The following is a 13,076-nucleotide window of genomic DNA, read 5'->3' as shown; positions in this document are numbered from 1 at the left end:
GGCTGATGAATGAGAAAGGATTTACACTTGTTGAAATGTTAATCGTGCTCTTTATTATTTCGATTTTGCTTTTAATTACGATACCGAACGTCACGAAACATAACCAAACCATTCAAAAAAAGGGCTGTGAAGGCTTACAAAACATGGTTAAGGCACAAATGACTGCATTTGAGCTTGATCATGAAGGACAAACTCCGAGCCTTGCCGATTTACAGTCAGAGGGCTATGTGAAAAAGGATGCTGTCTGTCCAAATGGTAAGCGCATTATCATCACCGGCGGAGAAGTTAAGGTTGAACATTAAATTAAACGAGGAGGAGGGGTTTACCCTTTTAGAAAGTTTGCTTGTGTTAAGCCTTGCCTCTATCCTCCTGGTGGCCGTCTTCACTACACTTCCTCCTGCTTATGACAATACAGCTGTCCGACAGGCAGCAAGGCAGCTGAAAAATGATATTATGCTCACACAGCAGACTGCTATTTCCCGTCAACAAAGAACAAAAATTCTCTTTCATAAAAAAGAATATCAATTAGTCATTGGTGATACGGTCATTGAACGTCCGTATGCAACGGGACTTTCTATAGAACTGCTGACATTAAAAGACCGTTTGGAATTTAATGAGAAAGGGCACCCGAATGCAGGCGGAAAAATACGAGTAATAGGCCATGACGCTTATGACATAACAGTTTATCTAGGGAGCGGGAGAGTCAATGTGGAGAGAAAATAAAGGTTTTTCTACAATAGAAACAATGTCTGCGCTAAGCCTGTGGCTGTTTGTGCTGCTGACAGTCGTCCCCTTGTGGGACAAGCTGATGTCTGATGAAAAAATGGCGGAATCACGAGAAATTGGCTATCAGATGATGAATGAGAGCATTAGCAAATATGTCATGAGTGGTGAAGGAGCCGCGTCAAAAACGATTACAAAGAACAATCATATCTATGCAATGAAGTGGGAGGAGGAGGGCGAATATCAAAACGTATGTATCAAAGCCGCAGCTTATAAAGAAAAATCATTTTGCCTCAGCATTTTGCAGACAGAATGGCTACACCCTTCTTAACGTATTATTTTCGCTCTCAGTCTTTTTGCTCATATCAGGATCGTTAGCTGCGATTTTCCATCTGTTTTTGTCTCGACAGCAGGAACATGACGGTTTCACACAGCAAGAATGGATGATTTCTATAGAACAGATGATGAATGAATGCAAGGAGTCACAGGCAGTTAAGACAGCCGAGCATGGGAGCGTGTTAATCTGCACCAATCTTTCCGGACAAGACATCCGTTTTGACATTTATCATTCAATGATAAGAAAAAGAGTGGATGGCAAAGGGCATGTTCCGATTTTAGATCATATTACTGCCATGAAAGCTGATATTGAAAATGGTGTTGTTTTGCTGAAAATTGAGAGTGAGGACCAAAAAGTGTATCAAACTGCTTTTCCAGTCTATTCGTATTTAGGAGGGGGGTGAATGTATCGTACAAGAGGGTTTATTTATCCAGCTGTTCTTTTTGTGTCAGCGCTTGTGCTGTTAATCGTGAACTTTGCTGCTGCTCAATATATTTCACGCTGCATGTTTGAGAAGGAAACAAAAGAGTTATACATAGGAGAGAATTTGCTTCAAAATGGGGTGCTTCTTTCGATTCGGCATGTTCTAGAAGAACGGAAAGGCCAGGAGGGTACGGAGCAATTTCCATATGGACGGGTTTCTTATTACATTCATGATACATCGATAAAAGAACAAAAAGAAATCAACTTAAGAGTGTCAACGGAGTCGGGAACAGAAAGAACTGCACAGATCGTGTTTGACCAAAAACAGAAAAAGCTGCTGAGATGGACAGAATAAAACAGTGTAAAGGGTATAAAAAAAGTCATGTGAGACAACACTCATAATAATTGAATGATGAGGTGATCACGTGAAAACGAATGATTATGTTAAATATATGACGCAGCAATTTGTCAAATATATAGATACTCCGAGAGATGAGCGAAAAGAACGAAAAGAGGTGCGGAAAGAAACAAGAACGCCTGTTTCCCAGCAGTGGTTCGGTATTTTACCCTATGGCTTCCGACTTTGGCTGAAACGGAAAAAATAACCGCAAATAAACGAATAAGGTCCTTCAAAAAATGGAGGACCTTATTGATATTCTTCTAATATGGCGATTTTATTGACCTTTTGGCTATAAGGATCAAATGAAATCGTCACAAAAACGCCGAATTCTTTTGACCCTTCCCTCAGAGTTAAATGGTATTGCTTCACTGCTTCATCTTTTCTTTTACGGTCCCATACTTTTTGTTTGAACAGTACCTGTGCGAGCGGGTACCTTTTTTTTGCTTCTTTTACAGCAATCTCTTCCCATTTGGACATGTGGCGGGCGGTTACAAGCGGTGTTTCTTCTGCGTGAGCGGCTGTGGTGCCAAAGACGAGAAGAGATAGACAAATCACACATTGTTTGATCATCATGCTGTCACCCTTTCTTTGTTTATTATTACCAAATAATAATGGGATATGCATTTAAATTCTCACATAACAATCCCAAAAATTTCTAAAAAATTGAAAAAATGAGCAATACTGAGCAAGACTTTGTAATATGATGAAAACATTCTTTTAAACGAACGAAATGAGCGATTTCGGTGTTTTTAAATCTATAAATCGTTGATTATACTCTATTTGTGAAGTTCTTTAAAGAGAACGATTGTCATATCAAGTTACAGTGTTTTACAGGAGGTAAGATATGTTTCGATTGTTTCACAATCAGCAAAAGGCGAAGACGAAACTGAAAGTTCTGCTTATCTTTCAGCTTTCAGTCATTTTCAGTCTGACTGCCGCAATATGCTTACAATTTTCCGATGATACAAGCGCTGCTTTTCATGATATTGAAACATTTGATGTCTCACTTCAAACGTGTAAAGACTTTCAGCATACAGATAAAAACTGCCATTATGATAAACGCTGGGATCAAAGTGATTTGCACATATCAGATCAAACGGATACGAAAGGCACTGTATGCTCACCTTTCGCCTTATTTGCTGTGCTCGAAAATACAGGTGAGAAACTTAAGAAATCAAAGTGGAAGTGGGAGCTTCATAAACTTGAAAATGCCCGCAAACCGTTAAAGGATGGGAACGTGATCGAAAAAGGATTTGTCTCCAATCAATTCGGCGATTCACTTTATAAAATTGAGACCAAGAAAAAAATGAAACCCGGCATTTATGCATTTAAAGTATATAAACCGGCAGGCTACCCGGCAAACGGCAGTACATTTGAGTGGTCGGAGCCTATGACGCTTGCAAAATGCAATGAAAAACCGACAGTCCCTAAAAAAGAAACAAAGTCGGACGTCAAAAAGGAGAATGAAACAACACAAAAGGATATACAGGAAAAAACAATGAAAGAAGAAACATCTCAAGAAGCTGTAACCAAAGAAAATGAAACTCAATCAGACCAGAAGGAAAGCGGGGAAGAGGATGAAAAAAGCAATGAAGCTGATCAGTAATATTTTATACGTGATCATCTTTACTCTTATTATTGTGCTGACACTTGTCGTGATTTCAACACGTTCATCCGGGGGAGAGCCGGCGGTGTTTGGGTATACGCTGAAATCAGTTCTGTCAGGTTCGATGGAGCCGGAGTTCAATACAGGTTCCTTAATATTGGTCAAAGAAATCACTGATGTGAAAGAGCTCCAAAAAGGTGACGTTATTACATTTATGCAGGATGCAAATACGGCGGTCACCCACAGAATTGTTGACATAACAAAGCAAGGAGACCATTTGTTATTTAAAACACAAGGTGATAATAATGCAGCAGCTGATTCAGCGCCTGTATCGGACGAAAATGTTCGCGCGCAATACACAGGTTTTCAGCTTCCATATGCCGGCTATATGCTTCATTTTGCCAGTCAGCCGATTGGAACGGCTGTATTATTGATTGTTCCCGGCGTGATGCTGTTAGTGTACGCTTTTGTGACGATCAGCAGCGCCATTAGAGAAATTGAAAGAAAGACAAAAGCCTTGGAAACAGATACAAAGGACAGCACCATGTCTACTTAACTTCAGTTGTAAACCTGGCAACAGGTTTCGATATAAAATCATTCAATAAAAGGGGAGTTTACCATGGGTATGAAAAAGAAATTGAGTTTAGGAGTTGCTTCTGCAGCACTAGGATTAGCTTTAGTTGGAGGAGGAACATGGGCAGCATTTAACGACATTAAATCAAAGGATGCTACTTTTGCATCAGGTACGCTTGATTTATCTGCTAAAGAGAATTCAGCGAGTGTGAACTTATCAAATCTAAAGCCGGGAGATAAGTTGACAAAGGATTTCCAATTTGAAAATAACGGATCACTTGCGATCAAAGAAGTTTTAATGGCGCTTAATTATGGAGATTTTAAAGCAAACGGCGGCAGCAATACATCTCCAGAAGATTTCCTCAGCCAGTTTGAAGTGACATTGTTGACAGTTGGAAAAGAGGGCGGCAATGGTTACCCGAAAAACATTATTTTAGATGATGCGAACCTTAAAGACTTGTATTTGATGTCTGCTAAAAATGATGCAGCGGCTGCTGAAAAAATCAAAAAACAAATAGACCCTAAATTCTTACATGCAAGCGGTAAAGTCAATGTAGCAACAATTGACGGTAAAACCGCTCCTGAATATGATGGTGTTCCAAAAACACCAACTGACTTCGATCAGGTTCAAATGGAAATCCAATTCAAAGATGATAAAACAAAAGATGAAAACGGGCTTATGGTTCAAAATAAATATCAAGGCAACTCCATTAAGCTTCAATTCTCGTTCGAAGCTACACAGTGGAACGGCTTGACAATCAAAAAGGACCATACTGATAAAGACGGTTATGTGAAAGAAAATGAAAAAGCGCACAGCGAGGATAAAAATTAATAACAGCCATAAAAAGAGACGGCCCAGTATTCATATACTGGGCCGTCTCGATGGTTATTGACAAAAGAGGAGTTAGTGCCTCTGCTCAGGCACTACTCCTCTTTTTGGGATTTTCTCCATTTTTGATAATCTAAAAATTCACGAAATTGTTTTTTCGATACCCCGGATGTCATCGCATCGCGAACCAATTTCTCCCATTCACTATCTAATTGACCATCGTATTCGGTTTCATGTTTCTCATCGAGCAAAGTATGAACCGAGACGTCCAGAACAGCGGAGACTTTTTCGAGAAATTGAATGGAGGGGTTCGTTTGTAGATTTCGTTCTATTGAGCTTAAATAAGACTTCGCTACCCCAGCTTTTTCAGCTAGTTCTGATAGTGAGTAGCCTTTTTCTTTACGGTATTGTTTAATACGCTGGCCAATCAATGTCATCACCTTCCTTGTGATATTATAGCACATTCAGAAAGGATTTACGGTATGACTTCTGGCTGCCGGACCAGGATGAGCAGACTTTTTGTTTAAAAGTAAATATTTTCGTATTTCTTCCGGGCTGATATTTGCCTCTTTGGCTTCCACCATTAATTCAACCCATTCTTGATCCAATTCAAAGTGCTCTTGTTTTGCATTCTTCATGCAGTTTCTCCTCCTAAAATACTTGTTTATGTATTTCAGCCAGTCCGGCCATGACTTATTGTATGCTTCATTAGTCTCTGGAAGTCATTTGCCATTAAATCACCAGAATTTTTTTCCAATATACCTTTATTATAATCGTATTTTCTCAAAAAAAACGAGAATGATGTCGAATGGTAAAAAAGTTAGCTTGAAATATTATTTTGCAGATAAAACAATCCGCCATTTTCAATTTCAACTGATATCTTTGGTTGATACAAGGTTTTCAGCGCCTGTTTTTCTAGATGGTATTCTTCTGGTTTTTCTTCTATATGCTCGTAAAACTTATCAAGCAATGTCATATCATTCTTCCACCTGTTAACCGCCTGTTCCGCCCAGTCGGACGGCTCCTGCATAGCGGATTTGGAAATATAGTTTTCCATACGCTTAAGTCCGCTTTCTGGTTTGATCATAGGTGAAATGGTGAAGCAATAGTCACATATTTGAGACGTCAGTGAAAACTGGGTCAGCTTGCTTTGAAAATCTTCAATTATCGTTCCAGAGACTAGGTGAAGACCTAGTGACAATAACTTATCCTTTTTCATGTCGGACTGGTATGAAATCGTGACATTTATACCAAGCCAAGGCTGAAGTGGGACTTTAGCTCCGGCTGATTCAATTTTCTCATACATTCTGGTAAATCTCCCATTTTGTTTAACAGCTTTAAATATTTGAAAAAGACGCGGGGCCCCAAAATATATAAATTCACCATCTAGGTCTTTTGGCGCATTTTCTTTATCTGTAATAAAAGTGATTTTCATTGGATTCGGATCACCGCCTGTCTTCTCGCGCCAATGCCAGTAGAAAGGGCGGTTCATGATTTGTTTGTCCATTTCAACTGTAAGCTGCACTGTCATATAGCCTAAGCCTTGATCGACGATTTGGCAGCTGTTTGCTTGAAAAAAACGCAGCAGAAAATCGTGAACCTCTTGCTGTCTCACTAATAAAACCTCCTTACAGGCTAAGATCCTCTTTTTTCAGCAGGCAGCTGTTTTTTATAAGACAAAAATGAGGTTAAGTTATCCATTTTTATTTTCATTTCTTCTTCTGTTGCTGAGTGATACAAAATGTCATGAAGGTGCTCTTCAAAATTGTTCACTTGAATTTTCGTTAAAATATCATCAAGTTCACCGACCACTTTTTCAAACAAATGAATTTTTTCATATAAAAGCTTTAGAATATGCTCTTCCACCGTATGTTTTGTCGCCATGTTATAAATATGGACGTCACGCTCCTGCCCGAGTCTGTGAATTCTTCCGATTCTTTGCTCAAGCCGCATCGGGTTCCATGGCAGGTCATAGTTGATCATGTGATTGCAAAATTGCAGGTTAATTCCCTCACCGCCTGCTTCAGTTGCAATAAGGACTTGGATTTTTCCGCGGAAAAGATCCTTCATCCAGTCTTTTTTCCCACGTTTAAATCCGCCTCTAAACGGCACAGAACTGATGCCGTTTTGCTGAAGAAACCACTGCAGATAAATCTGGGTTGCACGGTATTCTGTAAAAATGATGACCTTATCGTCGATCTTTTTGATCAAATCAACAACTTGAAGCGCTTTAGAATTTTGTGTCACTTGATTGATGCGCTCTATTAAAACTGAAATCGTATCCTCATCAATGGCAGGTGCTTGTTTCTCTTTTTGATCAAGCATCTTTTTCAGCGTCATATACACCGCTTCTCTGCTCGAACAGCATTCTCTTTGCAAGGTCATAATCGAGAACATGCTGGCTGGTTTATTGATACTTTCCTTCAAGCGAGAAATTTCATCATAAAGCGCCTGCTCTGATGGAGAAAATTGAATCGGCACTGTTTCAACATGGCGCTGTTTCCAATTCAGCCCTGTATCATGCCGCCTGTTACGGATCATGACTTTATTCACAAGATCTTTTAAATGTTCATGCGCTTCTAAACTGGATTTCTTCTTGGCGAACTCCTCCTGAAAGTGATTCTGACTGCCTAAATGGCCGGGTTTTAATAAGGACACCAAATTGAAAATCTCTTCGATACGGTTCTGGATTGGCGTCGCGGTAAGAAGCAGGCAATATTTTTTTACGAGATTCCGGACAAATTCATAGTTCTTCGTTTTGCTATTTTTCAGTTTGTGTGCCTCATCAATAATGACAAGATCATATGGGATAGACAGAACGATTTCTCGATGGGGCGAGCGCTTCGCGGTGTCTATTGATGAGACGACAATATCGCATTGCTCCCACACATAGCTTTTCTTTTGTTCAACAGCCGGAATCAAAAATTTTTCCTGAAGCTCTTTGACCCACTGTGACACAAGGGAAGCGGGCACAAGGATCAAAATTTTTTTTGCTAACCCGCGAATCATATATTCTTTTAGAATCAGTCCAGCTTCAACCGTTTTCCCGAGACCAACCTCATCTGCTAAAATCGCTTTCCCGTTCATTTTTTCAACCACTTTTTGCGCCACTTCAAGCTGGTGGGGGAGCGGCGTAAAGGAAGGCAGATATAAAGGAGCCCGTAAGCCTTCAAAATCTGGAATTGCTAATGTTTTCTGGATTTCTGCAGAGAGCTTGTACAGTTCCCAGTTTGCCCAAGGGCCATCGTTTTTCAGTCTTTCAGCAAATTCTTCAGGCCATTTTGCATCGTAGATCATTTCTGTATTCATTGCTTTGAAACCGCCTTTCTTATTCTTCGATTCTTAAGATGAATAATATAAGAAAAATCTGCCCAAATTGCTGTTGCCCAGCATATAGTGATGATGGTAGGATATGAGTATGTATTTGATGTAAGATATTGCTATAGTATGTCCATAACAGCATGAAAATATGAGCGAATGACAGCAAGGGGAGAGACCTGACCGAAAACCTCGGGATACAGGCGCCGAAGGAGCAAACTGCGGAGTGAATCTCTCAGGCAAAAGAACTCTTGCTCGACGCAACTCTGGAGAGTGTTTGTGCGGATGCGCAAACCACCAAAGGGGACGTCTTTGCGTATGCAAAGTAAACTTTCAGGTGCCAGGACAGAGAACCTTCATTTTACATGAGGTGTTTCTCTGTCCTTTTTTGTATGTTTTTTAGCTGCGCCGTTGATAAAGGGGAGGAATTAGATGCTGAAAAGAACGCCGTTATTTGACCTGTATAAGGAATATGGAGGAAAAACGATTGATTTCGGAGGTTGGGAGCTTCCTGTTCAATTTTCTTCTATAAAAAAAGAACACGAGGCTGTCCGAACTGCAGCCGGTTTGTTTGATGTATCTCATATGGGAGAAGTCGAAGTGTCAGGGAACGACAGTCTGTCTTTTTTGCAAAGATTGATGACAAATGATGTTTCCGCGTTAACGCCAGGCCGTGCTCAATATACAGCGATGTGTTACCCGGATGGCGGAACCGTCGATGATTTGCTTATCTATCAAAAAGAAGAGAACCGCTATCTGCTTGTCATTAATGCTTCTAATATAGATAAAGACTTGGCTTGGATGAAAGAACATGCAGCAGGTGATGTACAGATTGACAACCAGTCAGATCAAATCGCGCTCTTGGCTGTACAGGGACCGAAAGCAGAAGCGGTCTTAAAAAATCTGACAGATGCAGATGTGTCTGCATTAAAGCCGTTTGCGTTTATTGATGAAGCCGATATCAGCGGCCGCAAAGCACTTATTTCACGCACTGGCTATACGGGAGAAGACGGATATGAAATTTACTGCCGCAGTGATGATGCTATGCATATTTGGAAAAAAATCATCGATGCAGGGGATGCATACGGATTGATTCCATGCGGTCTTGGTGCACGTGATACACTCCGGTTTGAAGCGAAGCTCCCGCTCTACGGTCAGGAGCTGACCCGGGATATTACACCGATTGAAGCAGGTATAGGCTTTGCTGTAAAGCACAATAAGGAGTCTGACTTTTTCGGTAAGTCAGTATTGAGTGAACAAAAAGAAAACGGAGCGAAGCGCAAACTTGTCGGTCTCGAAATGATTGAAAAAGGGATACCGCGGCACGGATATGAGGTTTTCCAAAATGGCAAGTCTGTCGGAAAGGTGACAACCGGCACGCAGTCACCGACATTAGGAAAAAACGTCGGCCTTGCCTTAATTGATTCGGAAACGAGTGAGATCGGGACTGTTGTAGATGTAGAAATACGCAAAAAATTAGTGAAAGCAAAGGTTGTCAAAACACCATTTTATAAACGCTAATATTTTTTCTTGGAGAGAGGAGACAACACATGAAGCACCGTTATTTGCCCGCAACAGAAAAGGATAAACAGGAGATGCTTGCTACTATCGGCGTAAGCAGCATCGATGATTTATTTGCTGATATACCGGAAAACGTCAAATATAAAAAAGAGTATCAAATCAAAAAAGCGAAATCAGAGACAGAATTAACAAGGGAACTGACAAAGCTGGCCTCTAAAAATCGTGATACCGTACAATACGCTTCTTTCTTAGGAGCGGGTGTATATGACCACTATCAGCCTGTCATTGTGGATCATGTCATTTCGCGCTCTGAGTTTTATACCGCATATACGCCTTATCAGCCAGAGATTTCACAAGGAGAGCTCCAGGCTATTTTTGAATTCCAAACGATGATCTGTGAACTGACAGGCATGGATATCGCCAACTCCTCGATGTATGACGGCGGAACAGCCTTGGCAGAAGCAGCAATGCTTGCTTCAGGCCACACGAAAAAGAAAAAAATTGTTGTGTCAAAAACCGTGCATCCTGAATCGCGAGAGGTGCTGAAAACGTACGCAAAAGGTCAGTATATTGATGTTGTTGAAGTACCCGCTGCGGATGGCGTTACGGATCTTGATGCATTGCGCCAAACCGTTTGCGAGAACACAGCCGCAGTGATCGTTCAGTACCCGAATTTTTTCGGCCGGATCGAGCCGCTAAAGGATATTGAGCCTATCGCTCATCAAGGGAAATCCATGTTTATTGTTTCAGCCAACCCGCTGGCGCTAGGTCTTCTCACTCCGCCGGGCAAGTTTCAGTCTGATATCGTCGTCGGTGATGCGCAGCCTTTCGGCATTCCTTCAGCATACGGCGGCCCGCATTGCGGCTTTTTTGCCGTTACTAAAAAATTAATGAGAAAGGTGCCGGGCCGTCTCGTCGGACAAACGGAAGACGAAAACGGAAAAAGAGGCTTTGTGCTTACCCTGCAAGCCAGGGAGCAGCATATCCGCCGGGATAAAGCAACATCAAATATATGCTCCAACCAAGCTTTAAATGCGCTGGCAGCATCAGTAGCCATGACTGCTCTCGGAAAAAACGGCGTAAAAGATATAGCCCGCCAAAATCTCTTAAAAGCCAACTATGCAAAGCAAGAAGCAAAAAAAGCAGGCCTTACCGTTATGTTTGACGGGCCGATGTTTAATGAATTTGTCATCAAACTGGATGAGCCGGTGAGAGCTGTGAACAAGCGTTTGCTGGCAAAAGGCATGATTGGCGGATATGATCTTGGGTTGACGTATCCGGAGCTGGACTGCCATATGCTGATTGCTGTAACGGAGCTGAGAACAAAAGAAGAAATTGACGCACTCATTCAGGAATTGGGGGATCGCCATGAGTAATCAGGACCAGGCACTTATTTTTGAACTATCAAGAGAAGGCCGAATCGGCTATAGTCTGCCGGAGCTCGATGTACCGGAAATCGAATTGGGGGACCTCTTGTCAGACACCTATATTCGTGACGAAGACGCAGCGCTGCCGGAGGTTTCAGAGCTGGACATCATGCGCCATTATACAGCGCTGTCCAAACGCAATCACGGGGTGGATTCCGGTTTTTATCCTCTCGGTTCTTGCACGATGAAATATAATCCGAAAATCAATGAAAAAATCGCACGTATTCCTGGTTTTGCTGCGATTCATCCTCTTCAGGATGAAGACACGGTGCAAGGCGCATTAGAGCTTTTATATGATTTAAGCAAGCACCTTGAAGAAATAACGGGAATGGATGAGGTTACGCTTCAGCCTGCTGCCGGAGCGCACGGCGAATGGACAGGGCTGATGATGATCCGTGCCTATCATGAAGCTCGCGGGGATTTCAAGCGGACGAAGGTCATTGTCCCTGATTCCGCGCATGGGACGAATCCTGCATCAGCAACAGTAGCAGGCTTTGAAACCGTTACGGTGAAATCGAATAAAAAAGGGCTTGTTGATTTAGAGGATTTAAAAAGAGCAGTGAATGAAGAAACTGCAGCTCTTATGCTGACGAATCCGAACACGCTCGGCTTGTTTGAGGAGCAGATTACAGAGATGGCGGAAATTGTACACCAAGCGGGGGGGAAACTGTATTATGACGGCGCTAATTTAAATGCCGTTTTAAGTAAAGCGAGACCTGGTGATATGGGATTTGACGTGGTGCACCTCAACCTGCATAAAACATTCACAGGCCCTCATGGCGGCGGAGGCCCCGGCTCAGGCCCTGTCGGCGTAAAAAAAGATCTGATTCCTTATTTGCCAAAGCCAGTTTTAGTCAAAAAAGAAGGGCGCTTTACGTTTGATTATGACCGCCCTCATGCGATTGGCCGTGTGAAGCCGTATTACGGCAACTTTGGCATTAATGTGAGAGCGTATACGTATATTCGCTCCATGGGGCCTGACGGATTAAAGGCTGTTACTGAGAACGCAGTGTTAAACGCCAACTATATGATGAGAAAGCTCGCGCCTTATTACGATCTTCCGTTTGACCGCCATTGCAAGCATGAATTTGTATTATCAGGGAAGCGGCAGAAAAAGCTGGGAGTGCGTACGCTTGATATAGCAAAACGGCTTCTTGATTTCGGCTATCATCCGCCGACGATTTATTTCCCGCTTAATGTTGAAGAATGCATCATGATCGAGCCGACAGAGACCGAATCAAAGGAAACACTGGACGCGTTTATTGATGCTATGATTCAAATCGCAAAAGAAGCGGAGGAGAATCCGGAGCTTGTTCAGGAGGCCCCGCACACAACGATTGTAAAAAGAATGGATGAAACAAAAGCGGCGAGACACCCGGTGCTCAGATACGAGGCGGTAGAAAGATAAATAAAAACAGCTGTCTACCAGACAGCTGTTTGCTTTATTTCTTCGCTTTAATCTTTCCGCCCCATTTTTTAAAGCCGCCTTTTAGGTTGTAAATCTCAGTGCAGCCGTTTTTGCGCAGGGTTTGTGCCGCGCGTCCGCTGCGGACACTGTTTTGGCAGTACAGGTAAACAGGCTTGTCCGTACGGATCTCATTTTTTCTCTGTTTCAGCTGGGAAAGCGGGATGTTGCGGGCGCCTAAAATATGTCCGCCCTCAAACTCATTTGGCTCACGAACATCAATAAGCTGCGCTTTGCGGTAACCCGCGCGGAATTCTTCTTCGGTAAGTGTTTTCATAATTCGCTGCTGATAGACATATGAAGCAATCATATAGATGATAAACGCAGCAAAAATAATCAAAACGATCATATTAGACAATGTGATTCTACTCCTTTAGCATATAAAATCAAAACCCTGCTTCATAAAACAAGGTCATAGAGCCGTTTTCGACAAATACTATTATAGTAAAGCACA

At 42.0% G+C, this 13,076-nt stretch carries 18 protein-coding genes and 1 riboswitch; of the genes, 12 read left to right on the top strand and 6 right to left on the bottom strand.

Annotated elements, in window-relative coordinates; genetic code table 11:
* Nucleotides 1–5: 5 nt before the first annotated feature.
* The 6 genes from comGC to NSQ83_RS12485 all read left to right on the top strand — a co-directional run bounded on the left by comGC (nucleotide 6) and on the right by NSQ83_RS12485 (nucleotide 2,088).
* A complete protein-coding gene (gene comGC, locus NSQ83_RS12510) occupies nucleotides 6–302 on the top strand; it encodes a comG operon protein ComGC (RefSeq protein ID WP_003230162.1) in 297 nt (98 codons plus the stop codon).
* A complete protein-coding gene (gene comGD, locus NSQ83_RS12505) occupies nucleotides 292–723 on the top strand; it encodes a comG operon protein ComGD (RefSeq protein WP_080529538.1) in 432 nt (143 codons plus the stop codon). The genes comGC and comGD overlap by 11 nt, the downstream gene beginning before the upstream one ends.
* Nucleotides 707–1,054, top strand: a complete 348-nt coding sequence (gene comGE, locus NSQ83_RS12500) for a ComG operon protein 5 (protein ID WP_080529537.1) — start codon at nucleotides 707–709, stop codon at nucleotides 1,052–1,054. Before comGD ends, comGE begins: the two co-directional genes overlap by 17 nt.
* Nucleotides 1,055–1,079: 25 nt before the next feature.
* Nucleotides 1,080–1,463 (top strand): ComG operon protein ComGF, encoded by a 384-nt coding sequence (gene comGF, locus NSQ83_RS12495; protein WP_032726158.1) that lies wholly within the window; start codon nucleotides 1,080–1,082, stop codon nucleotides 1,461–1,463.
* Complete coding sequence (gene comGG, locus NSQ83_RS12490; RefSeq protein ID WP_133953114.1) at nucleotides 1,464–1,838, top strand: ComG operon protein ComGG; 375 nt, start codon at nucleotides 1,464–1,466, stop codon at nucleotides 1,836–1,838.
* A 70-nt stretch (nucleotides 1,839–1,908) separates the two neighbouring features.
* Nucleotides 1,909–2,088, top strand: coding sequence for a YqzE family protein (locus NSQ83_RS12485; protein WP_072175549.1), 180 nt, complete (start codon nucleotides 1,909–1,911; stop codon nucleotides 2,086–2,088).
* Between the two features lie 41 nt (nucleotides 2,089–2,129).
* On the opposite strand, the gene NSQ83_RS12480 is transcribed toward NSQ83_RS12485, so the two are convergent.
* Nucleotides 2,130–2,456 carry a YqzG/YhdC family protein gene (locus NSQ83_RS12480; RefSeq protein WP_003246051.1) on the bottom strand — a complete coding sequence of 109 codons (327 nt, stop codon included), beginning with the start codon at nucleotides 2,454–2,456 and terminating at the stop codon, nucleotides 2,130–2,132.
* 271 nt (nucleotides 2,457–2,727) lie between these two features.
* Between NSQ83_RS12480 and tapA the strand changes: the two genes are divergently transcribed.
* The 3 genes from tapA (at nucleotide 2,728) to tasA (ending at nucleotide 4,894) form a co-directional block, all read left to right on the top strand.
* Nucleotides 2,728–3,489 (top strand): amyloid fiber anchoring/assembly protein TapA, encoded by a 762-nt coding sequence (gene tapA / locus NSQ83_RS12475; protein ID WP_198878634.1) that lies wholly within the window; start codon nucleotides 2,728–2,730, stop codon nucleotides 3,487–3,489.
* Nucleotides 3,473–4,045, top strand: a complete 573-nt coding sequence (locus NSQ83_RS12470; protein ID WP_072692741.1) for a signal peptidase I — start codon at nucleotides 3,473–3,475, stop codon at nucleotides 4,043–4,045. The genes tapA and NSQ83_RS12470 overlap by 17 nt, the downstream gene beginning before the upstream one ends.
* 63 nt (nucleotides 4,046–4,108) lie before the next feature.
* Entirely contained in the window at nucleotides 4,109–4,894 is a 786-nt protein-coding gene (gene tasA / locus NSQ83_RS12465; RefSeq protein ID WP_014664586.1) for a biofilm matrix protein TasA, read from the top strand.
* 92 nt (nucleotides 4,895–4,986) lie between these two features.
* Here the strand turns inward: tasA and sinR are convergent, their stop codons facing one another.
* From sinR to NSQ83_RS12445, 4 genes are all read right to left on the bottom strand, one after another.
* Nucleotides 4,987–5,322, bottom strand: coding sequence for a transcriptional regulator SinR (gene sinR / locus NSQ83_RS12460; protein WP_003226345.1), 336 nt, complete (start codon nucleotides 5,320–5,322; stop codon nucleotides 4,987–4,989).
* A gap of 33 nt (nucleotides 5,323–5,355) precedes the next feature.
* A complete protein-coding gene (locus NSQ83_RS12455) occupies nucleotides 5,356–5,529 on the bottom strand; it encodes an anti-repressor SinI family protein (protein ID WP_003230187.1) in 174 nt (57 codons plus the stop codon).
* Between the two features lie 182 nt (nucleotides 5,530–5,711).
* Entirely contained in the window at nucleotides 5,712–6,506 is a 795-nt protein-coding gene (locus NSQ83_RS12450) for a YqhG family protein (RefSeq protein WP_003230200.1), read from the bottom strand.
* 20 nt (nucleotides 6,507–6,526) lie between these two features.
* Nucleotides 6,527–8,200 (bottom strand): SNF2-related protein, encoded by a 1,674-nt coding sequence (locus NSQ83_RS12445; protein WP_198878635.1) that lies wholly within the window; start codon nucleotides 8,198–8,200, stop codon nucleotides 6,527–6,529.
* A 168-nt stretch (nucleotides 8,201–8,368) separates the two neighbouring features.
* A riboswitch (glycine riboswitch) is annotated at nucleotides 8,369–8,470 on the top strand.
* A 171-nt stretch (nucleotides 8,471–8,641) separates the two neighbouring features.
* Between NSQ83_RS12445 and gcvT the strand changes: the two genes are divergently transcribed.
* Genes gcvT through gcvPB form a run of 3 tightly spaced genes read left to right on the top strand, consistent with a single transcriptional unit; the run spans nucleotide 8,642 to nucleotide 12,565 of the window.
* Complete coding sequence (gene gcvT, locus NSQ83_RS12440) at nucleotides 8,642–9,730, top strand: glycine cleavage system aminomethyltransferase GcvT (protein WP_015714248.1); 1,089 nt, start codon at nucleotides 8,642–8,644, stop codon at nucleotides 9,728–9,730.
* 29 nt (nucleotides 9,731–9,759) lie between these two features.
* Nucleotides 9,760–11,106 carry an aminomethyl-transferring glycine dehydrogenase subunit GcvPA gene (gcvPA, locus tag NSQ83_RS12435; protein WP_029317920.1) on the top strand — a complete coding sequence of 449 codons (1,347 nt, stop codon included), beginning with the start codon at nucleotides 9,760–9,762 and terminating at the stop codon, nucleotides 11,104–11,106.
* A complete protein-coding gene (gene gcvPB / locus NSQ83_RS12430; RefSeq protein WP_198878636.1) occupies nucleotides 11,099–12,565 on the top strand; it encodes an aminomethyl-transferring glycine dehydrogenase subunit GcvPB in 1,467 nt (488 codons plus the stop codon). The genes gcvPA and gcvPB overlap by 8 nt, the downstream gene beginning before the upstream one ends.
* A gap of 34 nt (nucleotides 12,566–12,599) precedes the next feature.
* Here the strand turns inward: gcvPB and NSQ83_RS12425 are convergent, their stop codons facing one another.
* Nucleotides 12,600–12,980: a rhodanese-like domain-containing protein gene (locus NSQ83_RS12425; RefSeq protein ID WP_004398485.1), complete on the bottom strand. Its 381-nt coding sequence runs from the start codon at nucleotides 12,978–12,980 to the stop codon at nucleotides 12,600–12,602.
* Nucleotides 12,981–13,076 lie beyond the last annotated feature (96 nt).

The sequence above is a fragment of the Bacillus sp. PS217 genome (assembly GCF_037963535.1).
Classification (GTDB): domain Bacteria; phylum Bacillota; class Bacilli; order Bacillales; family Bacillaceae; genus Bacillus; species Bacillus subtilis.
This window is presented reverse-complemented; position numbering and strand designations above follow the sequence as displayed.

Coding starts and splice junctions, on each gene's coding strand:
- comGC (WP_003230162.1), top strand. CDS start 6: ATGAATGAGAAAGGATTTACACTTGTTGAAATGTTAATCGTGCTCTTT.
- comGE (WP_080529537.1), top strand. CDS start 707: ATGTGGAGAGAAAATAAAGGTTTTTCTACAATAGAAACAATGTCTGCG.
- comGG (WP_133953114.1), top strand. CDS start 1,464: ATGTATCGTACAAGAGGGTTTATTTATCCAGCTGTTCTTTTTGTGTCA.
- NSQ83_RS12480 (WP_003246051.1), bottom strand. CDS start 2,456: ATGATGATCAAACAATGTGTGATTTGTCTATCTCTTCTCGTCTTTGGC.
- tapA (WP_198878634.1), top strand. CDS start 2,728: ATGTTTCGATTGTTTCACAATCAGCAAAAGGCGAAGACGAAACTGAAA.
- NSQ83_RS12470 (WP_072692741.1), top strand. CDS start 3,473: ATGAAGCTGATCAGTAATATTTTATACGTGATCATCTTTACTCTTATT.
- tasA (WP_014664586.1), top strand. CDS start 4,109: ATGGGTATGAAAAAGAAATTGAGTTTAGGAGTTGCTTCTGCAGCACTA.
- NSQ83_RS12455 (WP_003230187.1), bottom strand. CDS start 5,529: ATGAAGAATGCAAAACAAGAGCACTTTGAATTGGATCAAGAATGGGTT.
- NSQ83_RS12445 (WP_198878635.1), bottom strand. CDS start 8,200: ATGAATACAGAAATGATCTACGATGCAAAATGGCCTGAAGAATTTGCT.
- gcvT (WP_015714248.1), top strand. CDS start 8,642: ATGCTGAAAAGAACGCCGTTATTTGACCTGTATAAGGAATATGGAGGA.
- gcvPA (WP_029317920.1), top strand. CDS start 9,760: ATGAAGCACCGTTATTTGCCCGCAACAGAAAAGGATAAACAGGAGATG.
- gcvPB (WP_198878636.1), top strand. CDS start 11,099: ATGAGTAATCAGGACCAGGCACTTATTTTTGAACTATCAAGAGAAGGC.